Origin of the sequence: Sphingobacterium multivorum, assembly GCF_039511225.1 — a bacterium.
In the GTDB taxonomy this organism is placed as follows: Bacteria; Bacteroidota; Bacteroidia; order Sphingobacteriales; family Sphingobacteriaceae; genus Sphingobacterium.
This window is the reverse complement of the sequence record NZ_CP154261.1, coordinates 1008937-1033083: the sequence shown is the minus strand read 5'-3', so window position 1 is coordinate 1033083 and position 24147 is coordinate 1008937. Positions and strand designations below refer to the sequence as shown.

Below are 24147 nucleotides of genomic sequence, written 5' to 3'. Positions count from 1 at the left end.
AAAGAACTTTATTATGATAGGAAATAATTTAAAGATCGCTTGGCGAAATATGGCCAATAACAAACTTTACTCGATCATCAAGATCGGCGGGTTCGCTTTTAGTATTGCCATTTGCATTCTTATTGTACTGTACATTCGCCATGAAACCAGTTATGACAAAATGTATCCCGACATAGACCGTGTTTTCCGTCTTATCGTTTCGGCACCCGATGGTGATAAAGTGAGGCAAACCTTTGCCTTTCCTGCCCCAGCAGCTAAAACCTTGCAAGAGGAAATCCCAAGTGTAGAATTAGCTGGCCGAATTTTACCCAATACCTTATTTGGTGCCGGAAGCAATCTATTTACGGTAAATGGCCGCGCGGAGAATTACCTTGATAAAGGATTTGTTTACGTTGATCAGTCCATTTTGGAGATATTTCCACTTCCCGTCGTACAAGGACAGCTATCACATGCGCTGGACAAACCCAATGCGATCGTCATTACCAAAAGTAGGGCCGAGAAATATTTCAAAGGAAATGCTGTAGGGCAAACGATCTATCTCAACAATAATAAAAGTGTTCTATATACCATAACGGCTGTGATCGATGATGTTCCGAACAATTCCAGTCTCTATGGTTATGAATATTTTATATCCCTGGCAGGTGAACCATTTTATCCGGGTGAACAAAACAATTGGGGCGCGACAAATTACATTACCTACGTAAAACTGAGGGAGAATACAGCTATTGCCAACGCACAGCGTAGCATTTCAAAAAACTATATTCAGGACCATTATATTCTGATTAATAAAAAAAATGGAATGAAAATATCGCCCGAAATGATGCAGTCAACCGTGTTGCTTCAAAACGCCCTTGATATGCACCTGCGTTCTAAGAATGTGTCGGAATATGGCATGGCTACGCAATATCAAGGCGACATTAAGATGGTCTGGATATTTGCTGGCATCGCATTTTTTATTTTATTGATCGCTTGTATTAACTTCATCAACTTATCAACAGCGAATGCGGCAACGCGGGCAAAAGAAATTGGAATTCGGAAAACTATTGGATCCAATCGAAGGACACTGATTATGCAGTTTATGACCGAAGCGGTATGCTACAGTCTCATTTCACTCCTTATCGGACTATTATTAGCCTTCCTCTTATTACCATTATTTAACAATTTAGCTAACAAAGCCTTGTTTATACCTTGGTCAGTAGGGTACTTTGTGCCTTCGCTGATTTTGAGTATGTTCTTTATCGGCATCCTGGCTGGCTTATATCCAGCACTCTATTTATCAGGATTTCAACCGATTAATGCCTTAAAAAGCAAATCGGTCACGAATCCTAAATCTTCATTATTGCGCAATGGACTGGTTATTTTCCAGTTTGCAACATCTATTATATTGATCATCAGCGCACTCATTGCAAATCAGCAAATCAGTTTTATGCTCAATAAAGACATTGGCTTTGATAAGGATCAGGTCATTGTACTTCGTGGTGTAACGGGAATTGCCTCCCAGGCAAAAGAATTAAAAAATGAATTGAAAGCCATTCCAACAGTCCGTGATGTCTCTATTGGCGACTATTTACCGGTTCAATTGGATGGTGCAAAAAGAAATGGAAATCTTTTTTGGGCCAAAGGCAAGGAAGATCTTGAATTAGGTGAAGGCGGGCAATTCTGGAATATCGACGAAAGCTACCTTTCCACATTTGGTCTGAAGCTAATAGCCGGCCGAAACTTTGATCCACATATCGCATCGGATAGTACAGGTGCTATTGTTAACAAAAGAATGCTTGCTGATTTAGGCATCAAAGGAAATCCCATTGGTACACAAATTACCAACGGCAGGACATGGACCATTATCGGTGTCGTCGACAATTTTATCTTTGAATCAATGAAAGATGAGGGCTACTATCCCGTTTGCATGACCCTTGCCAATAGCCCTTCCATGCTTTCCATCAAGACTAAATCGAGGGACATGGCCAAAACATTAGCCGACATTAATACTGTTTGGAATAAGTTTTCGCCGAATCAAAAAATCGACTACAATTTCCTTGATGCCGGCTTCGCTGACCTCTATCAGGATGTCCAACGGACTAAAAATATCTTCAGCTGCTTTGCCTTTGTCGCTATTTTTGTTGCCGCTTTGGGACTTTTTGGACTAGCAACTTATGTCACACAACAACGTACCAAAGAAATTGGTGTCCGTAAGGTTCTTGGTGCAAGCTCCATCCGATTACTCAAATTACTCTCCGGAGATTTTATAAAATTGGTGTTTGTAGCCTTGATCATTGCTACACCTGTTGCGTGGTGGGCAATGAATCAATGGCTGACAGATTTTAACTATCGTATAGAAATCAATTGGTTATACTTTGTTCTGGCAGGAATAAGTGCAATTGTAGTTGCATTTGGAACCATTAGCTATCAAACCTGGAAGGTTATTCGTGCCAATCCAGTCGATAGTTTAAGAGATGAATAAAGTCAGAAGATCTTAAAAATTGATGTTTGTTGCCTTGGTAATTGCCTTGCCTGTTGCGTGGTGGCAATGAACCAATAGCTTAGGGGAATGAATGTTCGATTCTGGACGTAAACTGTTCGAAATCGAACATTCAAAAACAAAACAAAAACACGATAAGCTACTTATAATAAAACCATTACAATACTGGCAAGCGGATTGTATTTTTTCTCAGGTGAAATAGTTCGACTTGGTTTAAACATAGATATATCCAGCGTAATATGGCAAAAAATGATTTCAAACTAGCTTGGCGTAAACTTCTAAAAAACAAGGGATTTACTTTCTTAAATATTATTGGATTGACCCTTGGCTTTACCGGTTTTATCCTTTCCTATCAATACATCAATCGAGAGACCAGCTACGATAAATGGAATCCACATTATAAGGACATCTACCAAATTGGCCTTGAAGCAGAAGGTGCGTTTACGGACGAAACGTCTCCTTCGCTAGCTCCTTTGCTAAAGCAGAGTTTACCAGATATTGTATATGCTGGCAGGAAAATAGTTTACAATTACGGCAGTTATCCGCTTTTTGGTGAAAAAACAGTGCTTATTAAAAATACTGCACTGGTTGACTCCTCAGCCGCACGGATCTTTCAAATCGAAAATGCGACTGGACCACTCTACAAAAGCAAGGACCAAAAGGATGCAACTATTGTCAAAAGCCATATCGCCGAACAATTATTCAAAAAAGAAGACCTAAATTTTGACAACCCCCATTCGATTCCCACTCAAAGCCTCGCTTTAGGTGTACGGGAGACAATTTATGGTACTATAAAAGAGCAAGGTCTATCCATGATTGATTACGATCTTCTGTTTATCCGTGAACCACAGGATCTCTTCGCCGATAATAATCCTTTTTTGTATCAAACTTATATTCAAGTACGTCCCGGTACGGATATCACCAAGTTGACAGATCGCATCAATGCACTTTACCAGAAAGAAATTGCACCGAAAGATAAAATTCGCTCCTCCAGTTACACCAAAGGGAAGATCTATTTGGATCCATTAGCCAATCTTCATTTAAGGCCAAAAACAGGTAGTAACACGGCTTATATCATGACGTGGATTATTGGTATTATCTCCGTTTTGATCCTCTTACTCGCCGCGGCCAATTTTACCAATATGATTATGGCGCAGGCAGATCAGCGCATTAAGGAACTTGCACTCAAAAAAATATTGGGCAGCTCACGTTGGGCTATCGTCAAACAACTGGTACTGGAGGTGTTTATCCTGACTTTCAGCGCTGCGATACTGAGTATCGTTACTTTGACCCTCACAGGAAATATCCTTCAAAAATGGTTTAATGATGATCTTAAGGGCTATATTTTGCGTTCAGAAACCATTGCCCAACTTGCTATTGCCGTACTATCGACAACAATTCTATCGGCAATATACCCCGCTATCGTACTCTCTGGCTTCAAATCCGTTAATCTCTTAAAAGGTGGACTGACTTCCATTCTCAAAAAGTGCACATTTCGAAACGCACTACTAACTTTTCAGATCAGTATGGCCATCCTATTTATATCGGGCATGCTGGTTATTAGGACACAACTAAATTACATGCAGCAGGCGGACAAAGGATTTGAACCTGCACAGGTTGTTAATTTCAAAGGAATAGGCATGTATTATGATTCCAAAATTGATGGTTCCTATCAACAACTAAAACGTCGATTGGAAAATGATCCGAGTATTGCCTCAGTTGCATCAGCGACAAATATTCCAGGTGAAGGCGAACAGCCTCCCAAAATGGATTTCTCCTATGCCCAAAAAAAGGTTTCATTTGCACATGTCGGCATTGACCCTGGATACTTCAAGACGCTAAATATCTCCAGTATACAAGGAAACACCACTGTTTCAATAGATCAACTGCTTCACGATTCCTTGGCCAACTATGCTATTATCAACGAATCTGCAGCCAAAAATTTAGGACTTGAAAACCCGATAGGTGCTAAAATCAAAGGCTGTGATGTCACCTTTGAAATTATTGGCCTTGTCAAAGACAGTAAAGCTTATGGCTTTGAGAATGCCGTTCAGCCGAGCCTATATTCATTTAAAAACGAATGTGGTACTATGCGTTTGCAAACAACCCTCATGGTCAAAACAAAACCGGGAATGGTCGATCGGGCAATTCAAACAGTCAAAGCAGAGTGGGAGAAAAATCCATCCGCAAAAGATCTGCCCCTTGATTATTCCTTTATGGATGAGCAATATGCTTTACAGCACAAAAAACAGCACGAATTGCAGACTGCTTTTAATAGTTTCACAAGCCTTTCGGTTATCATCGCGGCCTTAGGGCTGTTCAGTATGGCGGCATATCAGGCGGCATTGCGAAAAAAGGAAATGAGTATCCGTAAAGTACTTGGAGCCTCGGTACAATTGCTCTTTATTCAATTAAACAAACCATTTTTCAAGCTCTTTTTAGTCGGGATCGGCATAGCCCTTCCAATAGCCTATCTACTCATGAATCAATGGCTTTCCAATTTCGCCTATCATATTCAGCTGTCCTGGTGGTCGTTTTTGATCCCAATATTTTGCATATTTATCCTCATATTGGTTTCCATCAGCTTCCAATCGATAAAAGTCGCAAAAACAAATCCAATAGATAGCCTGCGCGATGAATAAAAGATAATTTGAGCGGTAAAGAGCCTTATTCCGCAGTCGAACAATCATTAGGATGACTAATAAAAATATAAAATAAGAATATCTAAGATCTCAATACTAAAAAATGATACAATTAAAAAATTTATTCAAGTGGTATAACGTAGGTGGTACACGCTCATTCGTCCTCAAAGATGTAAGTCTCGATATCGCTGAAGGTGATTTTATCTCCATCATGGGGCCATCAGGGTCTGGAAAATCGACTTTATTAAATATCATCGGTATGCTTGATGAACCTGATGAAGGTGAATATATCTTTATGGGCGAGAATGTATTGGAAATGAAAGCAAAGAAAAGAACCCAACTATACCAGTCCCATATAGGCTATGTATTTCAAGCTTATCATCTCCTGGATGAATTGACCGTGTATGAAAATATCGAAACTCCCTTGATCTATAAAGACATTTCAAGCAAAGAAAGAAAAGCTATTGTTGCCGATATGCTTGATCGCTTTGGTATTGTCGGGAAGAAGGATCTCTTCCCGGCCCAGTTATCCGGTGGTCAGCAACAGATTGTCGGTATAGCGCGTGCATTGGCGGGATCACCCAAGTTATTGCTGGCCGATGAGCCTACGGGTAACTTAAATTCCAAACAAGGTGAAGAAATCATGGATTTATTCAAACAGCTCAACGATGATGGCGTTACAATCATACAAGTAACCCATTCTGAAAAAAATGCCGAATACGGTAAAAGAGTTGTCAATATGCTGGATGGTCAGCTCAAATAATTGTATGCCAATTTAACCTGGATAATCCCTACGCAGTATATCAATGACGGTAGGGATTTTTTTAGCTCATATCTCGAATCAATTAGTTAACTTCGTTATGATGAATGAGAGAGAGTTGAAATCGCTAATATCCCTGTTGGACGACACCGACCAACAGATTATTCAGGAAGTGGAACACCAGTTAAAAAGCCAAGGTCCTGAGATTGTACCCTATTTGGAAAAATTTTGGGAGTCCAGCTTTGATCCTCGCGTTCAGGGGCGATTAGAGAATATTATTCACGAAATTCAGTTTGATCAGACCAAAAACGAGTTGCAGATCTGGAATTTGAGTAACTCATTCAATCTACTGGAAGGATTAATTATCCTCAATAATTATCAATATCCTTCTTATGAGGATCATAAGATTGTTTTGGCGATAGAAGATCTCAAAACTGAGGTATGGCGCGGTTTGCATTACGACATGAGCCCGCTGGAAAAAGTGAACCTGATCAATCATGTTCTTTTTGGCTCCTTCGGCCTAACAGGAAATACAAAGGATTATCATCATCCGCAGAATTCCTACATTGGACAAGTACTCGATACCAAACAGGGGAATCCCTTAACCCTATCCTGCATTTATAGTATCATTGCACAAAAATTGGACATTCCGATTTACGGTATTAATTTACCAAAGCATTTTGTATTGGCGTATATGGATTCGGATGAAGAAGGGAATGAAAATGTGCTTTTTTACATCAATGCCTTTAATCGTGGGCAGGTTATGCAAAAAAGCGATGTAAATTCATTTTTGAAGCAACTGAACCTCAATCCGGATAGAGAATTTACCTATCCCTGCGACAATGTGACCATCCTTAAACGAGCTTTGCGAAACTTGATGTCTGCCTACGAGGAACATGAAAGTTCAAACAAGCAACAGGAAATCAAAGCGCTATTCCAGTTGCTTGCGTAAACTGCACATTAGAAATTGTTCGCTTCACGAGCATCTAAAAAGATATAATTGGGCGTCATAGAGCCATAGGTTTTCGCCGCAATATCAGGTTTTAAACTACCTTCGCCTAAGCCAACCAATGGAAAACGCGAAATTGTACGATTCGTTAGATCAGAAACATAAAAGAATTTCCCCTGGTCGGTACGGTCATCAATCGCTACACCCCCTGGTTTTACCAAGCCCGTATTAGCCCCACCGACAACATAATCCGGTTCCACGTTCATTTTATCCTTCGTGCCACTAAATAAGGTTGTTGGATCTTTGAAAAATAGCACTTCACTACCGGAAGTTACCGCCAACAACCCCTTTTTGGGTGCATAGGACACCGAGCCTAACCCCGTTTTGCCATTGATATATACTTTCATCATTGGCGTAAATTTAGTGGAAGCTACAATGGTATCACGAGGACGGTCGATGAGTTCTTGTTTGAGTTGTGAATATACTGCAAAACCACTTTTATTTTCTGTTCCTTCATTATTAAAACCAATTAGCACCAATTTCTCATTACTATCACTTGTATTGCTGTTCAATAAGGTCAGTGAACTCGGAACAATGTTCCCAAGATTAATCTGCTTGTCAATGATTGGTGCTCCACCTTTTGATCCCACTTTTCCACTTGGTGTACTTATTGCGTATAACATGGAGTTACCTGCTCCACGATTTGTAACCGCCAAAAGAAATGGTGTTGTAACAGATCCAGATGTACCATTTTGTTGGGCATACGTATAATAGGCCAATCCTCTAACATTCGTAAAACCACGGTATCCAATAGCACCTGCATTACCGGGAATTCCATAGATCTCATTGGCAAATGGAATCACTTGAAGAAAAGTATCCTGTGCCGTAACACTCGCCTGAAAGATAGCCCGGGCAGCAGCATCGAAAAGAATTGGTCCGCCCCCTTTCGCCGGAGAAAGATATTGATAGATATTATCTAAATTGGTCGTATCAGCCGGATCGATAATCATCATGTTTTTAAGCGCAGAATTGTTCTGGTCGTAATCCGAGAAAGAAACATATAATCTAGAGATCAAAGTAGCACCCGTTCGTACAGGTTCATCATCCAGTTTCTTGCAGGAAGTAAAACCTATTACACTAGCAACGAATAGGATAATACAGGATTGAAACGAAAATTTCATATATTTTTTATTAAAAATAGCGTATTGCGTTAAACATACAAATCTACTAATATATGCAGAATATCAATGAATTTATATGATTCTTTTAGAGGCAAACCCGTATAAGTAAAACGGAAATATTTGTCAATTCGCTACTTTTTGATTAAAATTGCCTTTGTTTTTGTTAGCACATACAATTATGGAAAATAAGGAATTTGTAAGGGAGAAGTTGACATTACCGGGAGAGGGCAAAAAATTACTTTTACACTCCTGCTGTGCTCCATGTTCTGGAGAAGTAATGGAAGCACTCATTGCTTCGGATATCGATTTTACAATCTATTTTTACAATCCCAACATTCATCCCCGCAAAGAATATGATTTACGCAAAGACGAGAACATTCGATTTGCGGAAAAACATAATATCCCTTTTATTGATGCGGACTACGATGTTGATCATTGGTTTGATTTGGCCAAAGGGATGGAGCAGGAGCCGGAAAGAGGTATCCGTTGTACCATGTGTTTTGATATGCGTTTTGAAAAAACAGCCGAATATGCTGCTGCGAATGGTTTTGATGTGATTTCAAGTTCACTGGGTATCTCACGCTGGAAAAACATGGAACAGATCAACGACTGCGGTTTACGTGCTGCCTCCCGCCACGAAGGGATGGAATACTGGACGTTCAATTGGCGCAAGAAAGGTGGTTCTGCCCGCATGCTTGAAGTCTCTAAAAAGGAGAAGTTTTATATGCAGGAATATTGTGGCTGTGCTTATTCGCTACGTGACACCAACAAATGGCGTATGGCAAATGGACGCGAAAAGATAGAATTAGGTAAAAATTATTATGAATAATCCCTGCTACCGGTGTATATAAAGCTTTGCTTCGGAATATTTAAAAAAATATTTCTATCCTAATGATTTTATACATACCTTTGCAGGCTCAAATGCAAGATTGTGAAACATCTAAAACAATACAGAATTCCCTTTTCGGGGCTCAACGCTGGAAAGCACAATTTTGAGTTTGACATTAATAAAAAGTTCTTTGACTGCTACGAACATTCGATTGTAAAAGATGGCAATCTGAAAGCAGAAGTTGAGTTGCAAAAGCAAGAAAATCTTTTGATTTTGCATTTTGATATCCAAGGCGAAATTCAATTGACTTGTGATACCTGCTTAAAAGAGTTTATGTCACCGATTTCAATTCAAGAACGCATATTAGTCAAATTCACGGATGAAGATTGGACAGATAATACCGAAGAGGTATTGATCTTATCCAAAAGCGACCATGAATTGGATATAGCTGAGTTATTATACGAATACATTAACTTAGCTGTTCCCTATATCGTCAAATGTGAAGAGCAGGGACAAGGCATACAATGTGATCCTGAGATGCTCGCGTTATTTACAAGCGAGTCTGATTCAGAGGAACAAAAAGAAGAAGAAATTATCGACCCACGTTGGGAAGCATTGAGAAATATTAAAAATAACTAAAACAAAAATACGAGATGGCACATCCAAAACGTAAAACTTCTAAATCTAGAAGAGACAAAAGAAGAACACATTATAAAGCTGAAGCTCCAAGCTTGACAGTATGTAAAGAAACTGGCGCAGTTCATTTACCTCACCGTGCGTATACTGTAGACGGAAACTTGTACTACAACGGTAAATTGATCATTGAAAATACAGCTGTTGTCTAAGGTAAACCTTTCATAACACCAAAACATCCCAGACAAGCACTATTTTAGAAATTTGCTTTACTTTGGGATGTTTTTTGCGTATTATTGATTTACTAAATAATAACGGATGAAGATTGGTTTAGATATTTTAGGAGGAGATTATGCTCCTAAAGCAACGATAACGGGTGCTATTGAAGCACAAAAACAGCTTACTGGAGACCAAAAAATAGTCCTTTTTGGTAAAACTGAAGAGACTAAACAATTAATCAATCAAGCCGGAGGAAATTCATCTGACTTTGAATATGTGGAGGCTCCAGAAGTCATTGCAATGGGTGAACATCCAACCAAAGCAATAACTCAAAAACCCAACTCAAGTATTGCGAAGGGATTTGAATACTTAAAAAACAAAGAAATTGACTCATTCGCTTCTGCTGGTAATACTGGCGCCATGCTTGTGGGGTCAATGTTCAGCGTTAAAGCTATCCCAGGCGTATTACGTCCTGCAATAGCATCCATTGTTCCCAAATTAAAATCAGGCTTCGGAATCTTATTGGACGTCGGCGCGAATGCGGACTGTAAACCAGAGATGTTGAACCAATTTGCAATCTTGGGAAGTGTCTTTGCCGAACATGTATTTAATGTATCTAACCCGAAAGTAGGATTATTAAATATCGGAGAAGAAGAAGAAAAAGGAAACATCCTAACAACCTCTACCTACCCCCTACTTAAAGCCAACGACAAGATTAACTTTATCGGAAATGCAGAAGGCCGAGACCTGTTCAGCGACCATGCCGACGTTTACGTCTGTGATGGATTTACAGGCAACGTCGTCTTGAAACTCGCAGAATCATTTTATGTAGTGACATTGAAAAAAGGTTTTAAAGATGATTTCTTCGACCGATTCAACTACGAGCAGTACGGCGGTAGCCCCATCTTGGGAGTTAATGCTCCTGTCATTATTGGCCATGGTATTTCAACACCTGAGGCCATTAAAAATATGGTTTTATTTTCAAGAGATATGATCGAGTCTAAATTCATTGACAGCATCAGATCTATTTTCAATTAGAATATTTATGTCAAAGATTCACGCCGCAATCACGGCTGTAAATGGTTACGTTCCGGATTATATCCTTACTAACAAAGAATTGGAAACAATGGTCGACACCAACGACGAATGGATTGTTTCCAGAACGGGAATCAAAGAGCGTCGCATCTTAAAAGGTGAAGGGCTTGCTACTTCAGATCTTGCTGTACCTGCAGTGCAAGGTTTATTGAAAAAAAGAGGTATAGCTGCTACAGATATTGACCTTATTATCTTTTGTACAAGCACACCAGATATGCTGTTCCCTGCGACTGCAAATATCCTGGCCGATAAAATCGGAGCTACAAATGCGTGGGGATTTGATCTTCAGGCTGCTTGTTCAGGTTTCTTGTTCGGTCTGAATACAGGAACACAATTTATCACTGCTGGTACACATAAAAAAGTCCTTGTTATCGGTGCCGATAAAATGTCTTCGGTCATCAATTATCAGGACCGTAATACCTGTATCCTATTTGGTGATGGTTGTGGTTGTGTATTGTTGGAACCAAATGAAGAAGGCATGGGTATACAAGATGCTATTTTAAAAACCGACGGTTCCGGAGGACAGTTTTTGAATATCAAAGGTGGGGGTTCACTGAATCCAGCGTCGCACGCAACTGTAGATGCAGGATTACATTATGCTTACCAAGAAGGACGTACAGTGTTTAAATTTGCCGTAACCAATATGGCAGATGTAGCACATGAGGTTATGGTCAAAAATAACTTAAAGTCAGAAGATATTGCTTGGTTGGTACCTCATCAGGCCAACAAACGCATTATTGATGCAACGGCAGAGCGTGTGGGGCTTCCGGAAGAAAAAGTGATGGTGAACATTCAAAAATATGGAAATACCACTAGTGGTACTATCCCTTTATGCTTATGGGAATGGGAATCTCAATTGAAAAAAGGAGACAACCTGATCCTTGCCGCCTTTGGTGGTGGTTTCACTTGGGGATCCATCTATTTAAAATGGGCGTATTAGTTGTCCATTTTATGGTATAATTTATTACTTTTGACAGTTAGAATTTTTTAAGAAACAAACAAAACCTAGAATACTATGGGTATGGATATCAAACAAATTCAGGACTTGATTAAATTCGTTTCAAAATCAGGTGTGAATGAAGTCTCAATTGAAGAGCAAGATTTTAAAATTACAATAAAAACAAATCAAGAGCCTACGTACGTAACAGCTACTGTTCCTGCTGTTGCTCCAATTGCTGCTCCTCAAGTTGCACAAGCAGCGGCACCAGCTCCAGTAGCTAGCCCTGCAGCACCAGCCGCAAGCGCTGAAGCAAACTTGATCACAATCAAATCACCAATGATCGGTACATTTTACCGTTCGGCTGGACCTGGTAAACCATCTTTCGTCAATGTTGGTGATGATATCAATACCGGTTCTGTACTATGCATCATTGAAGCAATGAAATTATTCAACGAAATTGAATCTGAAGTTTCAGGTAAAATCGTTAAGATTTTGGTAGAAGACGCTCAACCTGTTGAGTTCGACCAACCATTATTCTTAGTTGAGCCTAAGTAATTTACAATTACGTAAATGAATACATGTAGCCTCCAAAGGGCTACATTTTTTGCAAACTTCATAATTCAAGACAATGTTCAAAAAAATATTAATTGCAAATAGAGGCGAGATTGCCCTGCGCATTATCCGTACCTGTCGTGAAATGGGTATCAAGAGTGTCGCAGTATATTCCACTGCCGATCGCGATAGTTTACACGTAAGATTTGCGGATGAAGCAGTTTGTATTGGTCCTCCGCCCAGTAGAGACTCTTACTTAAACATTCCGAATATTATTTCTGCAGCTGAATTGACAAATGCCGATGCGATTCACCCAGGATATGGTTTCTTATCGGAAAATGCTCGTTTCTCAGCTATCTGTGCAGAGTATGGTATCAAATTTATTGGTGCAACTGCAGAGCAGATCGAGAAAATGGGGGATAAATCCCGTGCAAAAGATACCATGAAAAAAGCTGGTGTTCCTACTGTTCCAGGATCGGATGGTTTGATCTCAAACGTGAAAGAAGGTATTACCTTGGCCAATGAAATAGGCTACCCAGTTATCATCAAAGCAACTGCTGGTGGTGGTGGTCGCGGTATGCGCATCATTTGGAAAGATGAAGAGTTCGAACCAGCTTGGGATTCGGCACGTGTTGAGTCCGCGGCAGCTTTTGGTAACGATGGAATCTACCTGGAAAAATATGTAGAAGAACCGCGTCACATCGAATTTCAGATTGTGGGTGACCAATTCGGTACAGTATGTCACCTCTCTGAACGTGACTGTTCGATCCAACGTCGTCACCAAAAATTAATCGAAGAGTCGCCATCCCCATTTATGACTCCTGAATTGAGAGCTGAAATGGGAGAGGCTGCTGTCAAAGGTGCTAAAGCTGTAAACTATGAAGGTGCTGGTACAATCGAATTTTTGGTTGACAAACACCGCAACTTCTACTTTATGGAAATGAATACCCGTATCCAAGTAGAACACCCGGTAACGGAAGAAGTCATCAACTTTGATCTGATCAAAGAACAAATTAAGGTGGCTGCGGGAATACCAATCTCTGGAAAAAACTATGAACCGGGAATGCATGCGATCGAATGCCGTATCAATGCGGAGGATCCTTTCAACAATTTCCGTCCTTCACCAGGTAAAATCACCAATTTTCACTCACCAGGTGGGCATGGTGTACGTGTAGATACACACGTTTACTCTGGTTATTCAATTCCGCCAAACTATGATTCTATGATTGCTAAATTGATCACTGTTGCACAAACACGTGAGGAAGCAATTTGTACTATGGAGCGTGCGTTGAGCGAATTCGTTATTGAGGGGATAAAAACAACCATTCCTTTGCATTTGAGATTGATGCGCGATCCTAATTTTAGAGCGGGCAACTTCACGACAAAGTTTATGGAAACTTTCGACCTAACGGAATATCCTGCAGAAGATTAAATAAAATTATCTTTACATACATAAAAAATACCATTCTTTACAATAAGAATGGTATTTTTGTTTCCAAACAATTTTTATGAGTACACCTAATTCGAAAGATCTAATACAAGCTATTAAAGATAAAGGGAAGAATATAGAAGCAGAAATGTCTTTTTTCGACCACCTTGAGGTCTTAAGATGGCATTTGGTCCGTTCAGCAATTGCGATATGTATCTTTGCGGGTATTGCCTTTACATTCTATGATTTCGTATTCAACGATATCATCATGGGGCCAAAGAATTTAAATTTTTGGACCTATCGCATGATGTGTAAGGCAGCAGACGCTTTCAATTTAGCAGATTTCTGTGTCAAGAAAATTCCTTTTAATATCATCAATACCGAATTGGCGGGTCAATTTATGCTTCAGATAAACTCCTGTTTATTGATGGCTTTGATGATGGGATTTCCCTACCTCCTTTTTGAAATCTGGTTATTTGTAAAACCGGCGCTGACCGATGTGGAAAGACGGTCTGCACGTGGTTTTGTTTTTTACTCTTCTTTATTGTTTATTTTAGGAGCACTCTTCGGATATTACATCGTTGTACCCTTATCCATCAACTTTTTAGCCAATGTATCCCTAAGTGATGAAATCGTCAACCAGATTACTATTGATAACTACCTTTCTACGATAGCAACGTTGACATTGGGCTGTGGAATTGTTTTCCTACTCCCGATACTGGTATTTATTCTCTCAAAAATAGGCATTATGACACCTGAATTTATGCGGGCAAGCCGTCGTTATGCAACTGTAATTATTTTAGTGATAGCAGCTGTCATTACACCTTCTGCAGATATCATCACTATGTTGACAGTTGCAGCACCAATGTTCTTATTGTATGAGATAAGTATCATGGTTTCGGCCGATGTCAAAAGAAAAAAATTAGCACAAGAAAAATAAAATAACAATAAAATGAGCAGCGTAAAGAAAATTGCGATCGGAAGTGACCACGCAGGTTTTGAATACAAAACCGCTTTGGTAAGTTTTCTAAATGAATTGGGGTATGAGGTAACAGATTTTGGAACAAATTCGCCAGATTCAGTTGATTATCCAGATTTCGCACACCCAGTTGCATCAGCGGTAGAAAACAAAGAAGCTGATGCCGGAGTCTTAATTTGTGGAAGTGCAAATGGTGTTGCTATCACAGCCAACAAACACCAAAATATCCGTGCTGCTATCTGTTGGTTGGAGGAAATTTCGGCTTTAGCCCGTCAGCATAATGATGCGAACGTCGTATGTATACCTGCACGTTTTATCGATCTTGACCTCGCTAAAAAGATCGTCAACACATTTATAAACACGGAATTCGAAGGTGGGCGTCACGCTAACCGCGTAAACAAAATAGCTTGTAGCTGTTAGGTAAATTAACATATTTTAAGAAGCGGATGATAAGCAAATTACACTTTTCATCCGCTTTTTTTTATATATTGTGCAGATAGTGACCTATTATATCAATCAAGGAGTTGATACTCGGCTGATCTGGTCAATTAGAATTACAAATAAGACGCTGAAAGTCGTACTAGTAAAAATAAACAATGAAAAAAATATACAACCTGCTTTGGATAGCATGCGCTCTGATGAGCTGTGCAAATGCACAGGACATAAACAGTAAATATGCTGATGAAATCACGGTAGAATCTACCCAGAAGCATCTGCGCACTTTAGCTTCTGTCGATTTTGAAGGCCGGGGAACGGGCCAAAAAGGCGGACGTCTGGCAGCAGAATATATTGCCAATGAATTTAAAAAATATGGACTTAGTGCGCCTGTCAATGGATCCTATTTCCAACCCCTGCAACTAATTCGCAACAGCTTTAAAGTAAAACAGTTTAGTATTAACGATAGACCCTTTCAGCATGGTAAGGACATTTTTGTCATTGGCAACAACGAGAATAAATTCTTCGAAAGCAATGAAATCGTGTTTATTGGTTATGGCATAGATGATCCCAAGTATTCGGATATCTCGGGCATGGATCTCCACAATAAGATCGTTATGTTGATCAATGAGAATGAGCCAACTGATGAGAAAGGAAATTCATGGATTACCAGCAAAAAGGCGGCTTCAGACTGGGCAACAACCCGAAATAAAAAGGTCAAAGAGATCCTTAAACACAATCCCAAAATGATATTAGCGATCAATAGTCAGCTGTCCCAACTTTTGGAGGATGCGGGAGACCGCGCTATTGAGGGCCGTTATAATTTGGCGGTGGACCAACCTGCGCCCGAAAAATCGCCGATGATCCCTGTGGTTAATATTACAGACCATGCCGCAAATTATATTCTAAACCTGGCGAGAACCAACCTTGCTACTGTTGTTGCAAAGATTAATCGTACGGGACAACCTAATTCCTTTGTTATTTCAACAAATTTTAAAGCTGAGTTTGGGACCAATGCGGCCCCTTTAGCTGATCCAAATATTCTTGGCTACCTGGAAGGAACAGATAAAAAAGACGAAATCGTTGTGATTGGCGGCCACTACGACCACGATGGAATGGATTCCAAAGGAAATATTTTCTTTGGAGCCGATGATAATGCCTCGGGCACAACAGCCGTCCTTGAGTTGGCACGCGCTTTTTCGAAAGCTAAATCAACAGGAAATGGCCCACGTCGCAGCATTTTGTTCATCACCTATGCTGCAGAAGAAAAAGGTTTACTAGGTTCCAAATTCTATACAGAAAATCCGATATTTCCATTGAAAAACACCGTTGCCTGCATTAATATTGATATGATAGGACGTGTCGACGACAAGCATCTCAAAGGCAATCATGATTATATCCATGCTATCGGTTCAGATAAATTGAGCTCAGAGTTATATGAGATCAATAAAAATGAGAATGAAAAACATACAAAACTGGAGATTGACTATATGTATGACAATCCAAAGGATCCTATGCGTTTGTACTATAGATCCGATCATTATAACTTTGCCAAGAAAGGGATTCCCTCTGTCTTTTATTTTTCGGGCCTGCATCCGGACTACCACACGCCTGCAGATACCTATGACAAGATCGACTTTCCGTTAATGGTAAAACGCGAAAAGCTCGCATTTTACACGGCATGGCAAATAGTCAATAGGGAAAATCGCCTGGTCATCGACAGTAATAAAGAGTAAGGTCAAATTATCGGCTTTATCAAGGACTATTTTGTACAATACAAAAAAGCAAGTAAATGATTGTTTACTTGCTTTTTTTATGCCGCTAAAATGACCTTTAGCATAAACCTTTTATTCACAATTATTGTTATCTTTAATACAAAACAAGTATAATTTATGGCTTTTGTAGATTACTATAAAGTGCTTGGCATTGATAAAACAGCTTCAGCTGATGACATCAAAAAAGCATATCGAAAACTAGCCCGTAAATACCACCCTGATGTCAACCCCAATGACAATGAGGCCAAACAACGATTTCAGGAGATTAATGAGGCAAATGAAGTATTATCCGATCCCGAAAAGCGCAAAAAATATGACCAATACGGTGAACATTGGCAACATGGAGAGGAGTATGAAAAAGCGCAACAACAATACCGTCAGTCACAATCTAACGGAGGAAATCCATTCGGCGCTGGAGGAAATCCATTTGGTGGTGGCGGTTCCCATGAGTACACTGGAAACTTTGATGATGGGCAATTCTCTGATTTCTTCGAACAGATGTTTGGTAGCAGACGCGGAGGAGGCCGTCAAAGTACATTCCGTGGCCAGGACTTTAATGCGGAGCTCAGCTTAACCTTACAAGAAGCTTACACGACACATCAACAGACCTTCAATATCAATGGAAAAAGTATCCGCATCACGATTCATGCTGGCGTGGAGGATGGTCAAAAGATCAAATTGAAAGGTTATGGCGGAGAGGGTATCAACGGCGGCCCAAAAGGAGATCTCTATATCACTATCAACATCACACCTGATGCCCGTTTTAAACGGCAGGGGAATGACTTATACACGACACTCGACGTCGACCTCTATACAGCTATTTTGGGCGGTGAAGCAACCTTAGATACCTTCGGCGGAAAAGTAAAACTGACGATTAAAGCCGAAAGTCAAAATGGTGCAAAAATGCGCCTTAAAGGAAAAGGTTTCCCTTTGTATCGCAAAGAAAGTGAATTTGGCGACCTGTATGTCACATTGAATATTCAAATGCCCAATAATCTGTCTGCCGAAGAAAAGGCCTTGTTCCAACAGTTGAAGGATTTAAAACACTAATCTTATGGAAACGACACTCATTAAAGTCATCGACTTCTGCCAGTCCAGAAAGGTTGAAACAACATTCCTGCAAACCATGGAGGAATACGGACTCATACATATTGTCATTCAACAAGAAGAACAATATATTGATGAAGAGGAGCTCCAAAAATTGGAACGCTTTTCAAATCTCTACTATGATCTTGAAGTAAATCCTGCCGGAATTCAGGTTGCCAGTCACCTATTGGAGAAAGTTGAACAGCTCCAAAATGAAATTTCACATTTAAAGAATAAATTGAAAGCCCTGGATTATTGATCCAAGGCTTTCAATTTATTTCGTTAGAATTCGACATCCCGCTCTGTATTCACCTTGGTCTGCCAAACAATCTTGTCTTGCAATGTGGTATATAGAATTTCATAATCCCCTTTACAAGTCACAAAGGAACCATAAAAATCACCAGGCTTCATCACGCGGTAAACAACCAGTTTTCGTTCTCCGCCAACTTCACCATAAGCTTTCATTAACATGTAACCTGTTTTATTCACCTTTTCTTCCGGAATTTTATAATCTAAATGCGAACGGCTACTACCATCATCAGGACATAAAATCTCTGTGCGGCTCGGGGTAAATTTATAACGATCACGATACATAGCCACATTGGACATGACCACATCCTTGGCCCAGGCGATATCGGTAAAATCCTCCGGGAAGAGAAAAATCAGCGACACCATTTTCTCTTGCCAAAGGCGCCCGTTAAACGGAATTACAAAATGAAGCAGCTTTTGTCCCTTAAAAGTTGTAGTCGTATAAAAATACCGTCCTTCCTTATGTTGCTCCCGTTGAAAAGAACTTAAATCAAGTAGGTGATTTTTTTTCCCTTTTACATTTGGCGAGTTGTTGACTACAGCAAGCATGTCATACTGATATTTTCCTTCCAGATGTCCAGAAAACAAAACCTGATACGCGGTATCTGAATAGCGTAAATGGCGTAATACACGACGAAATCGATTGTCAACCTGCTTTGCATTAATCGGATTAGTCTTACCTTGCCAATTTTTATCCTCCATAATATCATCTCCGAGGAATACGGTGAGCTCTTTGTTAATATTAACAAAATACTCGTCTCCTTGTACCGCAAAACCGTTGGGAACCACTTTATAGGACTTACAGGAAGAAAGCATGGCCAAAACCGTAATAAAATAGAAAATTTGAATGAATCTGCTCTGCATATTTATGATCTAATCTTTACTTCTCTAAATTTAAACGAATCGGCAGTGTGTAAGCCACACGTACCGGTTTACCATTCATTATCCCTGGTTTCCATTTTTTCGCACCTTTTAGGAGTTCCAACGTAGCCTCTTTGGTCCCATAACCAAGATCTTTTTTCACATCAAAATGGGATAAACTACCATCCTTTTCGACAATAAAGACCACTTCGATTATACCGTTAACACTGTGTTTAATAGCTGCTTCAGGAAAAACAAAATTATTGCCTACCCAGATCATAAAAGATTGCATTCCCCCAATAGGTGTTGGTTGTACTTCAACTTTATTAAAGGCAACTAAATCATCCTGGAAATCCAACGAAAGATTCCAGCGGTCGCTCTCATCTTCCGTCCTTATCGATTTTACTTCCCTGAGTTGTTTTTCCGTCTCTTCACCAGATTCAGCGCCCGGGAATGAATGCGATGATATCCGGACCTTTCTGCCCAATGTGTCAGTTTCCTCCCAATAATACGTCGTTTTTCCGCCAACGGTAACGGGTAAGGAAAGCAACGATCGAACAACTTTCCCATTGACAATTGCGGGTTTCCATTTCCCACTTGCTTTTACAGCATTTTCCACAGCGGATGCCAGGCCATAACCTAAATCATTTTTAGCCTTTATATGGCTCAACTCACCATTTTTTTCCACGATGGCTGTGATGACAATTACCCCGATCACATTATTTTTGATTGCTTCATCACTCACGTGGATTCTACTGGCCAATCCCATGACATACTTTTTCATTCCTCCAACTGGAATGGCCATGATCTCAGGATCTTTGTAGACCTTACTGTCTTCATTTACCTGTCCATTTTTCAGCTCCTCAGACTGGCTCGGCAATGTCTGCTCATCAGTCACAGTTAACCCATTGACGCTTTCTTCTACATCAGCTACCATAGCCTTGGCCCTACTCGTATTAAAGACTAAAGTAGACCCCGCTACCACCAATAGCATGGGCAGCACAATCGCATATAACAAGCGTTGTCTTTGTACAGATTTATCTTTAAATAACATCGTGATGCGCTGTTTTAAAAAAGAATGATTCGAAAACTCATGTGAAAAAGCCAATTGATCTGTACGCAATGCATGAGCAACCAACATTTCTGCATAAGCCACTTTATCGGTCGAACAAATTTCATCTACAATATACTCGTGTTGAAACCTGATTTCCTTCTGAAAGAAATACACAACAGGATTAAACCAATTGAAAATTTTAAGTAGCTCAATCAACAGCAAATCGTAGGAATGCCCCTGCGCAGTATGGACCTGCTCGTGCCATTCAATATTTTTCTTGTTTTTAATCGATTTCCCAATCACTATTCTATTAAAAAAAGAAAAACTCAGGTACTCAGGAGAAGAACGCAATACCCGAACAAGTTGCCTGATCCGTATCGCCAGGAAAAAAAAGGCGATTCCCACTCCTATCCAATAGATCTTGGAAAGAATATCCAATAGAAAAAGAGGTTTTTTTTCGATCGGGCTCCCGATTTCGACATCCATATATGTTCCTAAGTCGACCTGTGGAATATGATTGGAAATCATTTCCGTCTTGGGTAATTCAATAAAAATACCCACAGGAGCTAATAAGGAAAATACAACCATTCCAATCAGATAGATCCGGTTCCATTGAAAAAAAGTAAGTTTTCTAAAAATCAGTTTGTAGAGCACAAAACTGATAATCAATGAAATATTGACAATCAATAAGTAAATCATAATCAAAAAGTTTATAAAAGGGTATTGGTTGTTATTTATTACGTTCGATGATCGATAAGATGTCATCAAGTTCTTTGATGTCCAGCCTATTCTCTTCCAAAAAATAAGAGAGCATACGCTTAGGCGAATTATCAAAATAATTCGTTAATAACTTTCCTGTAATACCTTTCTTATATTCTTCTTTTGAAATCTTTGGTAAATATTGATGACTTTTACCAAAAGATTCATGCCTTACAAAGCCCTTTGTTTCGAGAATACGAACGATGGTCGAGACCGTGTTGTAGGCCGGTTTCGGCTCCGGAAGTCGATCAATAATTTCTTTGACAAAGCCACGGCCCATCTCCCAAAGCTCTTGCATAATCTGCTCCTCGGCTTTCGTTAACTCTTTAAAATCCTCCATAACTCCTCAGGAATAAAATAAATACCAGAATAATAAATCAACACACAAGTTATAACTAAAATCATAGTTTTACAACTAATAAATTAGTTTAAAATACAAAATACTGATAATTAAACAATTAATTTACAACAATACGTGATATTGTCATCTTTATTCGTCGAAATTCTTTTTTCTTGAGGCTTTCAATTGAGACTGTTGTTTCTTTCGATCCAGTCTTTTTAGCACACTCGAATAGGGAGTTTTAGTTTTTTTACGGGGTTTTTCCGGCACAAGTGCGCCTTCCACAATACGCTTAAAGCGATCGATTGCGATTTCTTTATTACGGATCTGCGACCGATCGATATCGCACTCCAATTGCAGTATTCCTTCTTTATTGATACGATTTGCCAACGCAGTGAAAATCATTGCTTTTTCTTCAACAGAAGCAGCTGTGGATAGCGCAACATCCCACTGCAACAATACTTTCGATGACACCTTGTTTACATGTTGTCCACCTGCTCCACTTGATCTGGAAAACTTAAACGTAAGTTCTCCTATTACTCCTTCTAAATTCATTTATTTTTAAATGCTTCTTCTATTTTTTCCATCTTTTTTAATAGAAAGCTCAATTTTTCCACTTGATCCCGTTGTACTTCGACAAGTTCTTGTTCTTTGCGGATAATGAGATGATCTATTTTCTCATGCAATTCCCTGATTTCGAGTTCAGCCTTTAAGTTGACCATATAGTCATTTCTTGCACGTTCACGATCCTTATCTTCCTGTCTGTTTTGACTCATCATAATAACTGGAGCTTGCAAAGCAGCTACGCAGGACAAAATGAGGTTCAGTAAAATAAAGGGATAAGGATCGAAGCCTTTATTATTTAACCAAAAGATATTGGCCGCAATCCAGACAATCAAAAATAAGATAAAGGAAATAATAAAGGTCCAGCTTCCGCCAAACTCAGCTACTTTATCGGCAACCCGGTCTCCTACGCTGACTGGCTCCATATTATCTCCATCCAAACTTGCGCTGATTACTTTATTTTCCTTAAAACTGTTGATGACCTGCTGATCCAATTGACTTAACTGTCCAGACTCATCTTTCAGAAATTCGGCGATATAAGTTTCTTTAAATTGTGTCAACTCGCTTGCGGCGATATACTTGTCCTTACTAAAACCTGGATATTCCTTTTTTATCAGCTTAAAAATGGGTTGTCGGATTGAAGCCCCCAAAATACGTTGTTCCAAAGGAAATTGCTGTCCTGAAATATCACTTATAAAGTTATCCATATACCGATTTAATGTCTATTTAAAGATAGTGCTTTTTAACCAATCAAAAAATTCACAAAACTATGGCAATTGGTTTTTGTTATTTTACGCATAAATAGACGAAATTTGCAACACAAAATTCAGGAATAAGCATCTTCATTTACCTTGTTATCATGAAGTAAAATAAGAGGGCAATTGTCAGGCTAAAGAACTTCGTCGGTGCCACATGAATGAATAGCGTTTGTATGTAATGGGCATTGCGAGTCTTGAACAACGACAATCAAAGTACTAACACGAGGTTCCCGGGAGCCTTTTAACAAAAAATAAACAGCGTTTATAACGGGATACCGTTAAAATATGCGCTCAGACATAATTACGCAGATGAAAATAGGAATTGTTTGTTATCCCACCTTTGGTGGAAGTGGTGTAGTTGCAACCGAACTAGGAAAGGCCTTGGCCGCAAATGGACATGAGATTCATTTTATTACCTATCGACAACCTGCACGTCTGGATTTCTTTTCTGAAAACCTATATTATCATGAGGTAGCTGTTTCGCAGTATCCTCTTTTTGATTTTCTACCCTATGAATCTGCGTTAGCCAGCAAACTGGTTGATGTTGTTCGTTTCGAAAAGTTGGATTTGATCCACGTGCACTATGCCATTCCACATGCATCAGCGGCATTTATGGCCAAACAGATCTTACTCACTACCTACGGCATTAATATTCCTGTCGTGACGACTTTACACGGGACAGATATTACATTGGTTGGCAAAGACAAGAGTTTTAGTCCGGTCGTAACATTCTCCATCAATCAGTCCGATGGCGTAACCGCTGTATCACAGAATCTGAAAGATCAGACGCTTCAATATTTTGATATTACGCGCGATATCAAAGTGATTCCCAACTTTATTGACCTCGACAGATTTAGCAATAAAGATCGGTCACATTTCAAAAAAGCCATTGCCCCCGGCAATGAGCGTATATTGGTCCATACTTCCAACTTTAGAAAAGTTAAAAATACAGAAGATGTTATCCGTATTTTTAAGAAAGTACATGATGTTATCCCTTCCAAATTACTGATGGTAGGTGACGGTCCTGAGCGTCGAAATGCAGAAGAGCTATCCAGAGAACTTGATGTCTGCAAGGACGTCCGTTTCTTGGGGAAACAGGATGCAGTGGAAGAAATACTGTCTGTATCAGATCTATTTCTGATGCCTTCAAGTTCGGAAAGTTTCGGTCTTGCGGCTTTAGAAGCCATGGCTTGTCAGGTTCCAGTTATCTCTTCCAATACTGGAGGGTTACCTGAGCTGAATGAAAACGGCGTCACTGGATTTCTCAGTGCTGTTGGTGATGTTGAAGATATGGCGAAAAATGCGATTTATATCTTGGAAGATGGAGAGCGCTTAGAAAAATTTAAGGAAGCTGCATTAAATCATGCGAAAAAATTCCAATTGTCCAATATTATGCCTTTATATGAACAGTATTACGGAGAAGTCATTAATCAAACAATAAAAGCACAATAAATATTATTTTAGGCTTAAGGGATAAAAAAAATATTTTATCTTTGACCTTTGGAAAATTTCCAAAAAA

General features: G+C 39.5%; 23 protein-coding genes. 17 read left to right on the top strand and 6 right to left on the bottom strand.

Features of this window, described 5'->3' with window-relative positions:
* Window positions 1-13 precede the first annotated feature (13 nt).
* The 4 genes from AAH582_RS04215 to AAH582_RS04200 all read left to right on the top strand — a co-directional run bounded on the left by AAH582_RS04215 (window position 14) and on the right by AAH582_RS04200 (window position 6833).
* A complete protein-coding gene (locus AAH582_RS04215) occupies window positions 14-2461 on the top strand; it encodes an ABC transporter permease (protein ID WP_343321280.1) in 2448 nt (815 codons plus the stop codon).
* 257 nt (window positions 2462-2718) lie between these two features.
* Window positions 2719-5121, top strand: coding sequence for an ABC transporter permease (locus AAH582_RS04210; protein WP_343321279.1), 2403 nt, complete (start codon window positions 2719-2721; stop codon window positions 5119-5121).
* A 103-nt stretch (window positions 5122-5224) separates the two neighbouring features.
* Window positions 5225-5884 carry an ABC transporter ATP-binding protein gene (locus AAH582_RS04205; protein ID WP_046672265.1) on the top strand — a complete coding sequence of 220 codons (660 nt, stop codon included), beginning with the start codon at window positions 5225-5227 and terminating at the stop codon, window positions 5882-5884.
* 97 nt (window positions 5885-5981) lie between these two features.
* A complete protein-coding gene (locus AAH582_RS04200) occupies window positions 5982-6833 on the top strand; it encodes a transglutaminase-like domain-containing protein (RefSeq protein WP_316933106.1) in 852 nt (283 codons plus the stop codon).
* An 8-nt stretch (window positions 6834-6841) separates the two neighbouring features.
* On the opposite strand, the gene AAH582_RS04195 is transcribed toward AAH582_RS04200, so the two are convergent.
* Window positions 6842-8011: a hypothetical protein gene (locus AAH582_RS04195; RefSeq protein WP_343321278.1), complete on the bottom strand. Its 1170-nt coding sequence runs from the start codon at window positions 8009-8011 to the stop codon at window positions 6842-6844.
* Between the two features lie 178 nt (window positions 8012-8189).
* Between AAH582_RS04195 and AAH582_RS04190 the strand changes: the two genes are divergently transcribed.
* The 12 genes from AAH582_RS04190 to AAH582_RS04135 all read left to right on the top strand — a co-directional run bounded on the left by AAH582_RS04190 (window position 8190) and on the right by AAH582_RS04135 (window position 18242).
* Window positions 8190-8840 carry an epoxyqueuosine reductase QueH gene (locus AAH582_RS04190; protein ID WP_046672267.1) on the top strand — a complete coding sequence of 217 codons (651 nt, stop codon included), beginning with the start codon at window positions 8190-8192 and terminating at the stop codon, window positions 8838-8840.
* Between the two features lie 102 nt (window positions 8841-8942).
* Window positions 8943-9479, top strand: coding sequence for a YceD family protein (locus AAH582_RS04185; RefSeq protein ID WP_343321277.1), 537 nt, complete (start codon window positions 8943-8945; stop codon window positions 9477-9479).
* Between the two features lie 14 nt (window positions 9480-9493).
* Complete coding sequence (rpmF, locus tag AAH582_RS04180) at window positions 9494-9685, top strand: 50S ribosomal protein L32 (protein ID WP_046672269.1); 192 nt, start codon at window positions 9494-9496, stop codon at window positions 9683-9685.
* A 106-nt stretch (window positions 9686-9791) separates the two neighbouring features.
* Window positions 9792-10730 (top strand): phosphate acyltransferase PlsX, encoded by a 939-nt coding sequence (plsX, locus tag AAH582_RS04175; RefSeq protein WP_046672270.1) that lies wholly within the window; start codon window positions 9792-9794, stop codon window positions 10728-10730.
* A gap of 7 nt (window positions 10731-10737) precedes the next feature.
* Window positions 10738-11727: a beta-ketoacyl-ACP synthase III gene (locus AAH582_RS04170; protein ID WP_046672271.1), complete on the top strand. Its 990-nt coding sequence runs from the start codon at window positions 10738-10740 to the stop codon at window positions 11725-11727.
* Between the two features lie 75 nt (window positions 11728-11802).
* Window positions 11803-12282 carry an acetyl-CoA carboxylase biotin carboxyl carrier protein gene (accB, locus tag AAH582_RS04165; protein ID WP_046672272.1) on the top strand — a complete coding sequence of 160 codons (480 nt, stop codon included), beginning with the start codon at window positions 11803-11805 and terminating at the stop codon, window positions 12280-12282.
* Between the two features lie 73 nt (window positions 12283-12355).
* Window positions 12356-13711 (top strand): acetyl-CoA carboxylase biotin carboxylase subunit, encoded by a 1356-nt coding sequence (gene accC, locus AAH582_RS04160; protein ID WP_046672273.1) that lies wholly within the window; start codon window positions 12356-12358, stop codon window positions 13709-13711.
* A gap of 76 nt (window positions 13712-13787) precedes the next feature.
* On the top strand, window positions 13788-14648 hold the full coding sequence (tatC, locus tag AAH582_RS04155; protein WP_046672274.1) for a twin-arginine translocase subunit TatC: 861 nt from the start codon (window positions 13788-13790) through the stop codon (window positions 14646-14648).
* 12 nt (window positions 14649-14660) lie between these two features.
* Window positions 14661-15107: a ribose 5-phosphate isomerase B gene (gene rpiB, locus AAH582_RS04150; RefSeq protein ID WP_046672275.1), complete on the top strand. Its 447-nt coding sequence runs from the start codon at window positions 14661-14663 to the stop codon at window positions 15105-15107.
* Window positions 15108-15283: 176 nt separating this feature from the next.
* The gene (locus AAH582_RS04145; RefSeq protein ID WP_343321276.1) at window positions 15284-16858 is read left to right on the top strand and encodes a M28 family peptidase; all 1575 of its coding nucleotides are present in this window, start codon (window positions 15284-15286) and stop codon (window positions 16856-16858) included.
* A 156-nt stretch (window positions 16859-17014) separates the two neighbouring features.
* Window positions 17015-17947 (top strand): J domain-containing protein, encoded by a 933-nt coding sequence (locus tag AAH582_RS04140; protein WP_343321275.1) that lies wholly within the window; start codon window positions 17015-17017, stop codon window positions 17945-17947.
* A gap of 4 nt (window positions 17948-17951) precedes the next feature.
* Window positions 17952-18242: a chaperone modulator CbpM gene (locus AAH582_RS04135; protein WP_046672278.1), complete on the top strand. Its 291-nt coding sequence runs from the start codon at window positions 17952-17954 to the stop codon at window positions 18240-18242.
* Between the two features lie 23 nt (window positions 18243-18265).
* Here AAH582_RS04135 and AAH582_RS04130 read toward each other — a convergent pair whose 3' ends face one another.
* The 5 genes from AAH582_RS04130 to AAH582_RS04110 all read right to left on the bottom strand — a co-directional run bounded on the left by AAH582_RS04130 (window position 18266) and on the right by AAH582_RS04110 (window position 22577).
* Entirely contained in the window at window positions 18266-19156 is an 891-nt protein-coding gene (locus AAH582_RS04130; protein WP_343321274.1) for a hypothetical protein, read from the bottom strand.
* A 16-nt stretch (window positions 19157-19172) separates the two neighbouring features.
* Entirely contained in the window at window positions 19173-20906 is a 1734-nt protein-coding gene (locus tag AAH582_RS04125; RefSeq protein ID WP_343321273.1) for an energy transducer TonB, read from the bottom strand.
* A 31-nt stretch (window positions 20907-20937) separates the two neighbouring features.
* Window positions 20938-21306 carry a BlaI/MecI/CopY family transcriptional regulator gene (locus tag AAH582_RS04120; RefSeq protein ID WP_046672281.1) on the bottom strand — a complete coding sequence of 123 codons (369 nt, stop codon included), beginning with the start codon at window positions 21304-21306 and terminating at the stop codon, window positions 20938-20940.
* 150 nt (window positions 21307-21456) lie between these two features.
* A complete protein-coding gene (arfB, locus tag AAH582_RS04115) occupies window positions 21457-21861 on the bottom strand; it encodes an alternative ribosome rescue aminoacyl-tRNA hydrolase ArfB (RefSeq protein WP_343321272.1) in 405 nt (134 codons plus the stop codon).
* A complete protein-coding gene (locus AAH582_RS04110; protein ID WP_343321271.1) occupies window positions 21858-22577 on the bottom strand; it encodes a DUF1003 domain-containing protein in 720 nt (239 codons plus the stop codon). The genes arfB and AAH582_RS04110 overlap by 4 nt, the downstream gene beginning before the upstream one ends.
* A gap of 360 nt (window positions 22578-22937) precedes the next feature.
* Here AAH582_RS04110 and bshA point away from each other — a divergent pair, with 360 nt between their 5' ends.
* A complete protein-coding gene (gene bshA / locus AAH582_RS04105; protein ID WP_046672291.1) occupies window positions 22938-24080 on the top strand; it encodes an N-acetyl-alpha-D-glucosaminyl L-malate synthase BshA in 1143 nt (380 codons plus the stop codon).
* Window positions 24081-24147 lie beyond the last annotated feature (67 nt).

Coding starts and splice junctions, on each gene's coding strand:
- AAH582_RS04130 (WP_343321274.1), bottom strand. CDS start 19,156: ATGCAGAGCAGATTCATTCAAATTTTCTATTTTATTACGGTTTTGGCC.
- AAH582_RS04195 (WP_343321278.1), bottom strand. CDS start 8,011: ATGAAATTTTCGTTTCAATCCTGTATTATCCTATTCGTTGCTAGTGTA.
- AAH582_RS04215 (WP_343321280.1), top strand. CDS start 14: ATGATAGGAAATAATTTAAAGATCGCTTGGCGAAATATGGCCAATAAC.
- AAH582_RS04135 (WP_046672278.1), top strand. CDS start 17,952: ATGGAAACGACACTCATTAAAGTCATCGACTTCTGCCAGTCCAGAAAG.
- bshA (WP_046672291.1), top strand. CDS start 22,938: ATGAAAATAGGAATTGTTTGTTATCCCACCTTTGGTGGAAGTGGTGTA.
- rpiB (WP_046672275.1), top strand. CDS start 14,661: ATGAGCAGCGTAAAGAAAATTGCGATCGGAAGTGACCACGCAGGTTTT.
- plsX (WP_046672270.1), top strand. CDS start 9,792: ATGAAGATTGGTTTAGATATTTTAGGAGGAGATTATGCTCCTAAAGCA.
- AAH582_RS04210 (WP_343321279.1), top strand. CDS start 2,719: ATGGCAAAAAATGATTTCAAACTAGCTTGGCGTAAACTTCTAAAAAAC.
- accC (WP_046672273.1), top strand. CDS start 12,356: ATGTTCAAAAAAATATTAATTGCAAATAGAGGCGAGATTGCCCTGCGC.
- AAH582_RS04140 (WP_343321275.1), top strand. CDS start 17,015: ATGGCTTTTGTAGATTACTATAAAGTGCTTGGCATTGATAAAACAGCT.
- AAH582_RS04200 (WP_316933106.1), top strand. CDS start 5,982: ATGATGAATGAGAGAGAGTTGAAATCGCTAATATCCCTGTTGGACGAC.
- accB (WP_046672272.1), top strand. CDS start 11,803: ATGGGTATGGATATCAAACAAATTCAGGACTTGATTAAATTCGTTTCA.
- arfB (WP_343321272.1), bottom strand. CDS start 21,861: ATGAATTTAGAAGGAGTAATAGGAGAACTTACGTTTAAGTTTTCCAGA.
- AAH582_RS04110 (WP_343321271.1), bottom strand. CDS start 22,577: ATGGATAACTTTATAAGTGATATTTCAGGACAGCAATTTCCTTTGGAA.
- tatC (WP_046672274.1), top strand. CDS start 13,788: ATGAGTACACCTAATTCGAAAGATCTAATACAAGCTATTAAAGATAAA.
- AAH582_RS04125 (WP_343321273.1), bottom strand. CDS start 20,906: ATGATTTACTTATTGATTGTCAATATTTCATTGATTATCAGTTTTGTG.
- AAH582_RS04120 (WP_046672281.1), bottom strand. CDS start 21,306: ATGGAGGATTTTAAAGAGTTAACGAAAGCCGAGGAGCAGATTATGCAA.
- AAH582_RS04205 (WP_046672265.1), top strand. CDS start 5,225: ATGATACAATTAAAAAATTTATTCAAGTGGTATAACGTAGGTGGTACA.
- AAH582_RS04170 (WP_046672271.1), top strand. CDS start 10,738: ATGTCAAAGATTCACGCCGCAATCACGGCTGTAAATGGTTACGTTCCG.
- AAH582_RS04190 (WP_046672267.1), top strand. CDS start 8,190: ATGGAAAATAAGGAATTTGTAAGGGAGAAGTTGACATTACCGGGAGAG.
- rpmF (WP_046672269.1), top strand. CDS start 9,494: ATGGCACATCCAAAACGTAAAACTTCTAAATCTAGAAGAGACAAAAGA.
- AAH582_RS04145 (WP_343321276.1), top strand. CDS start 15,284: ATGAAAAAAATATACAACCTGCTTTGGATAGCATGCGCTCTGATGAGC.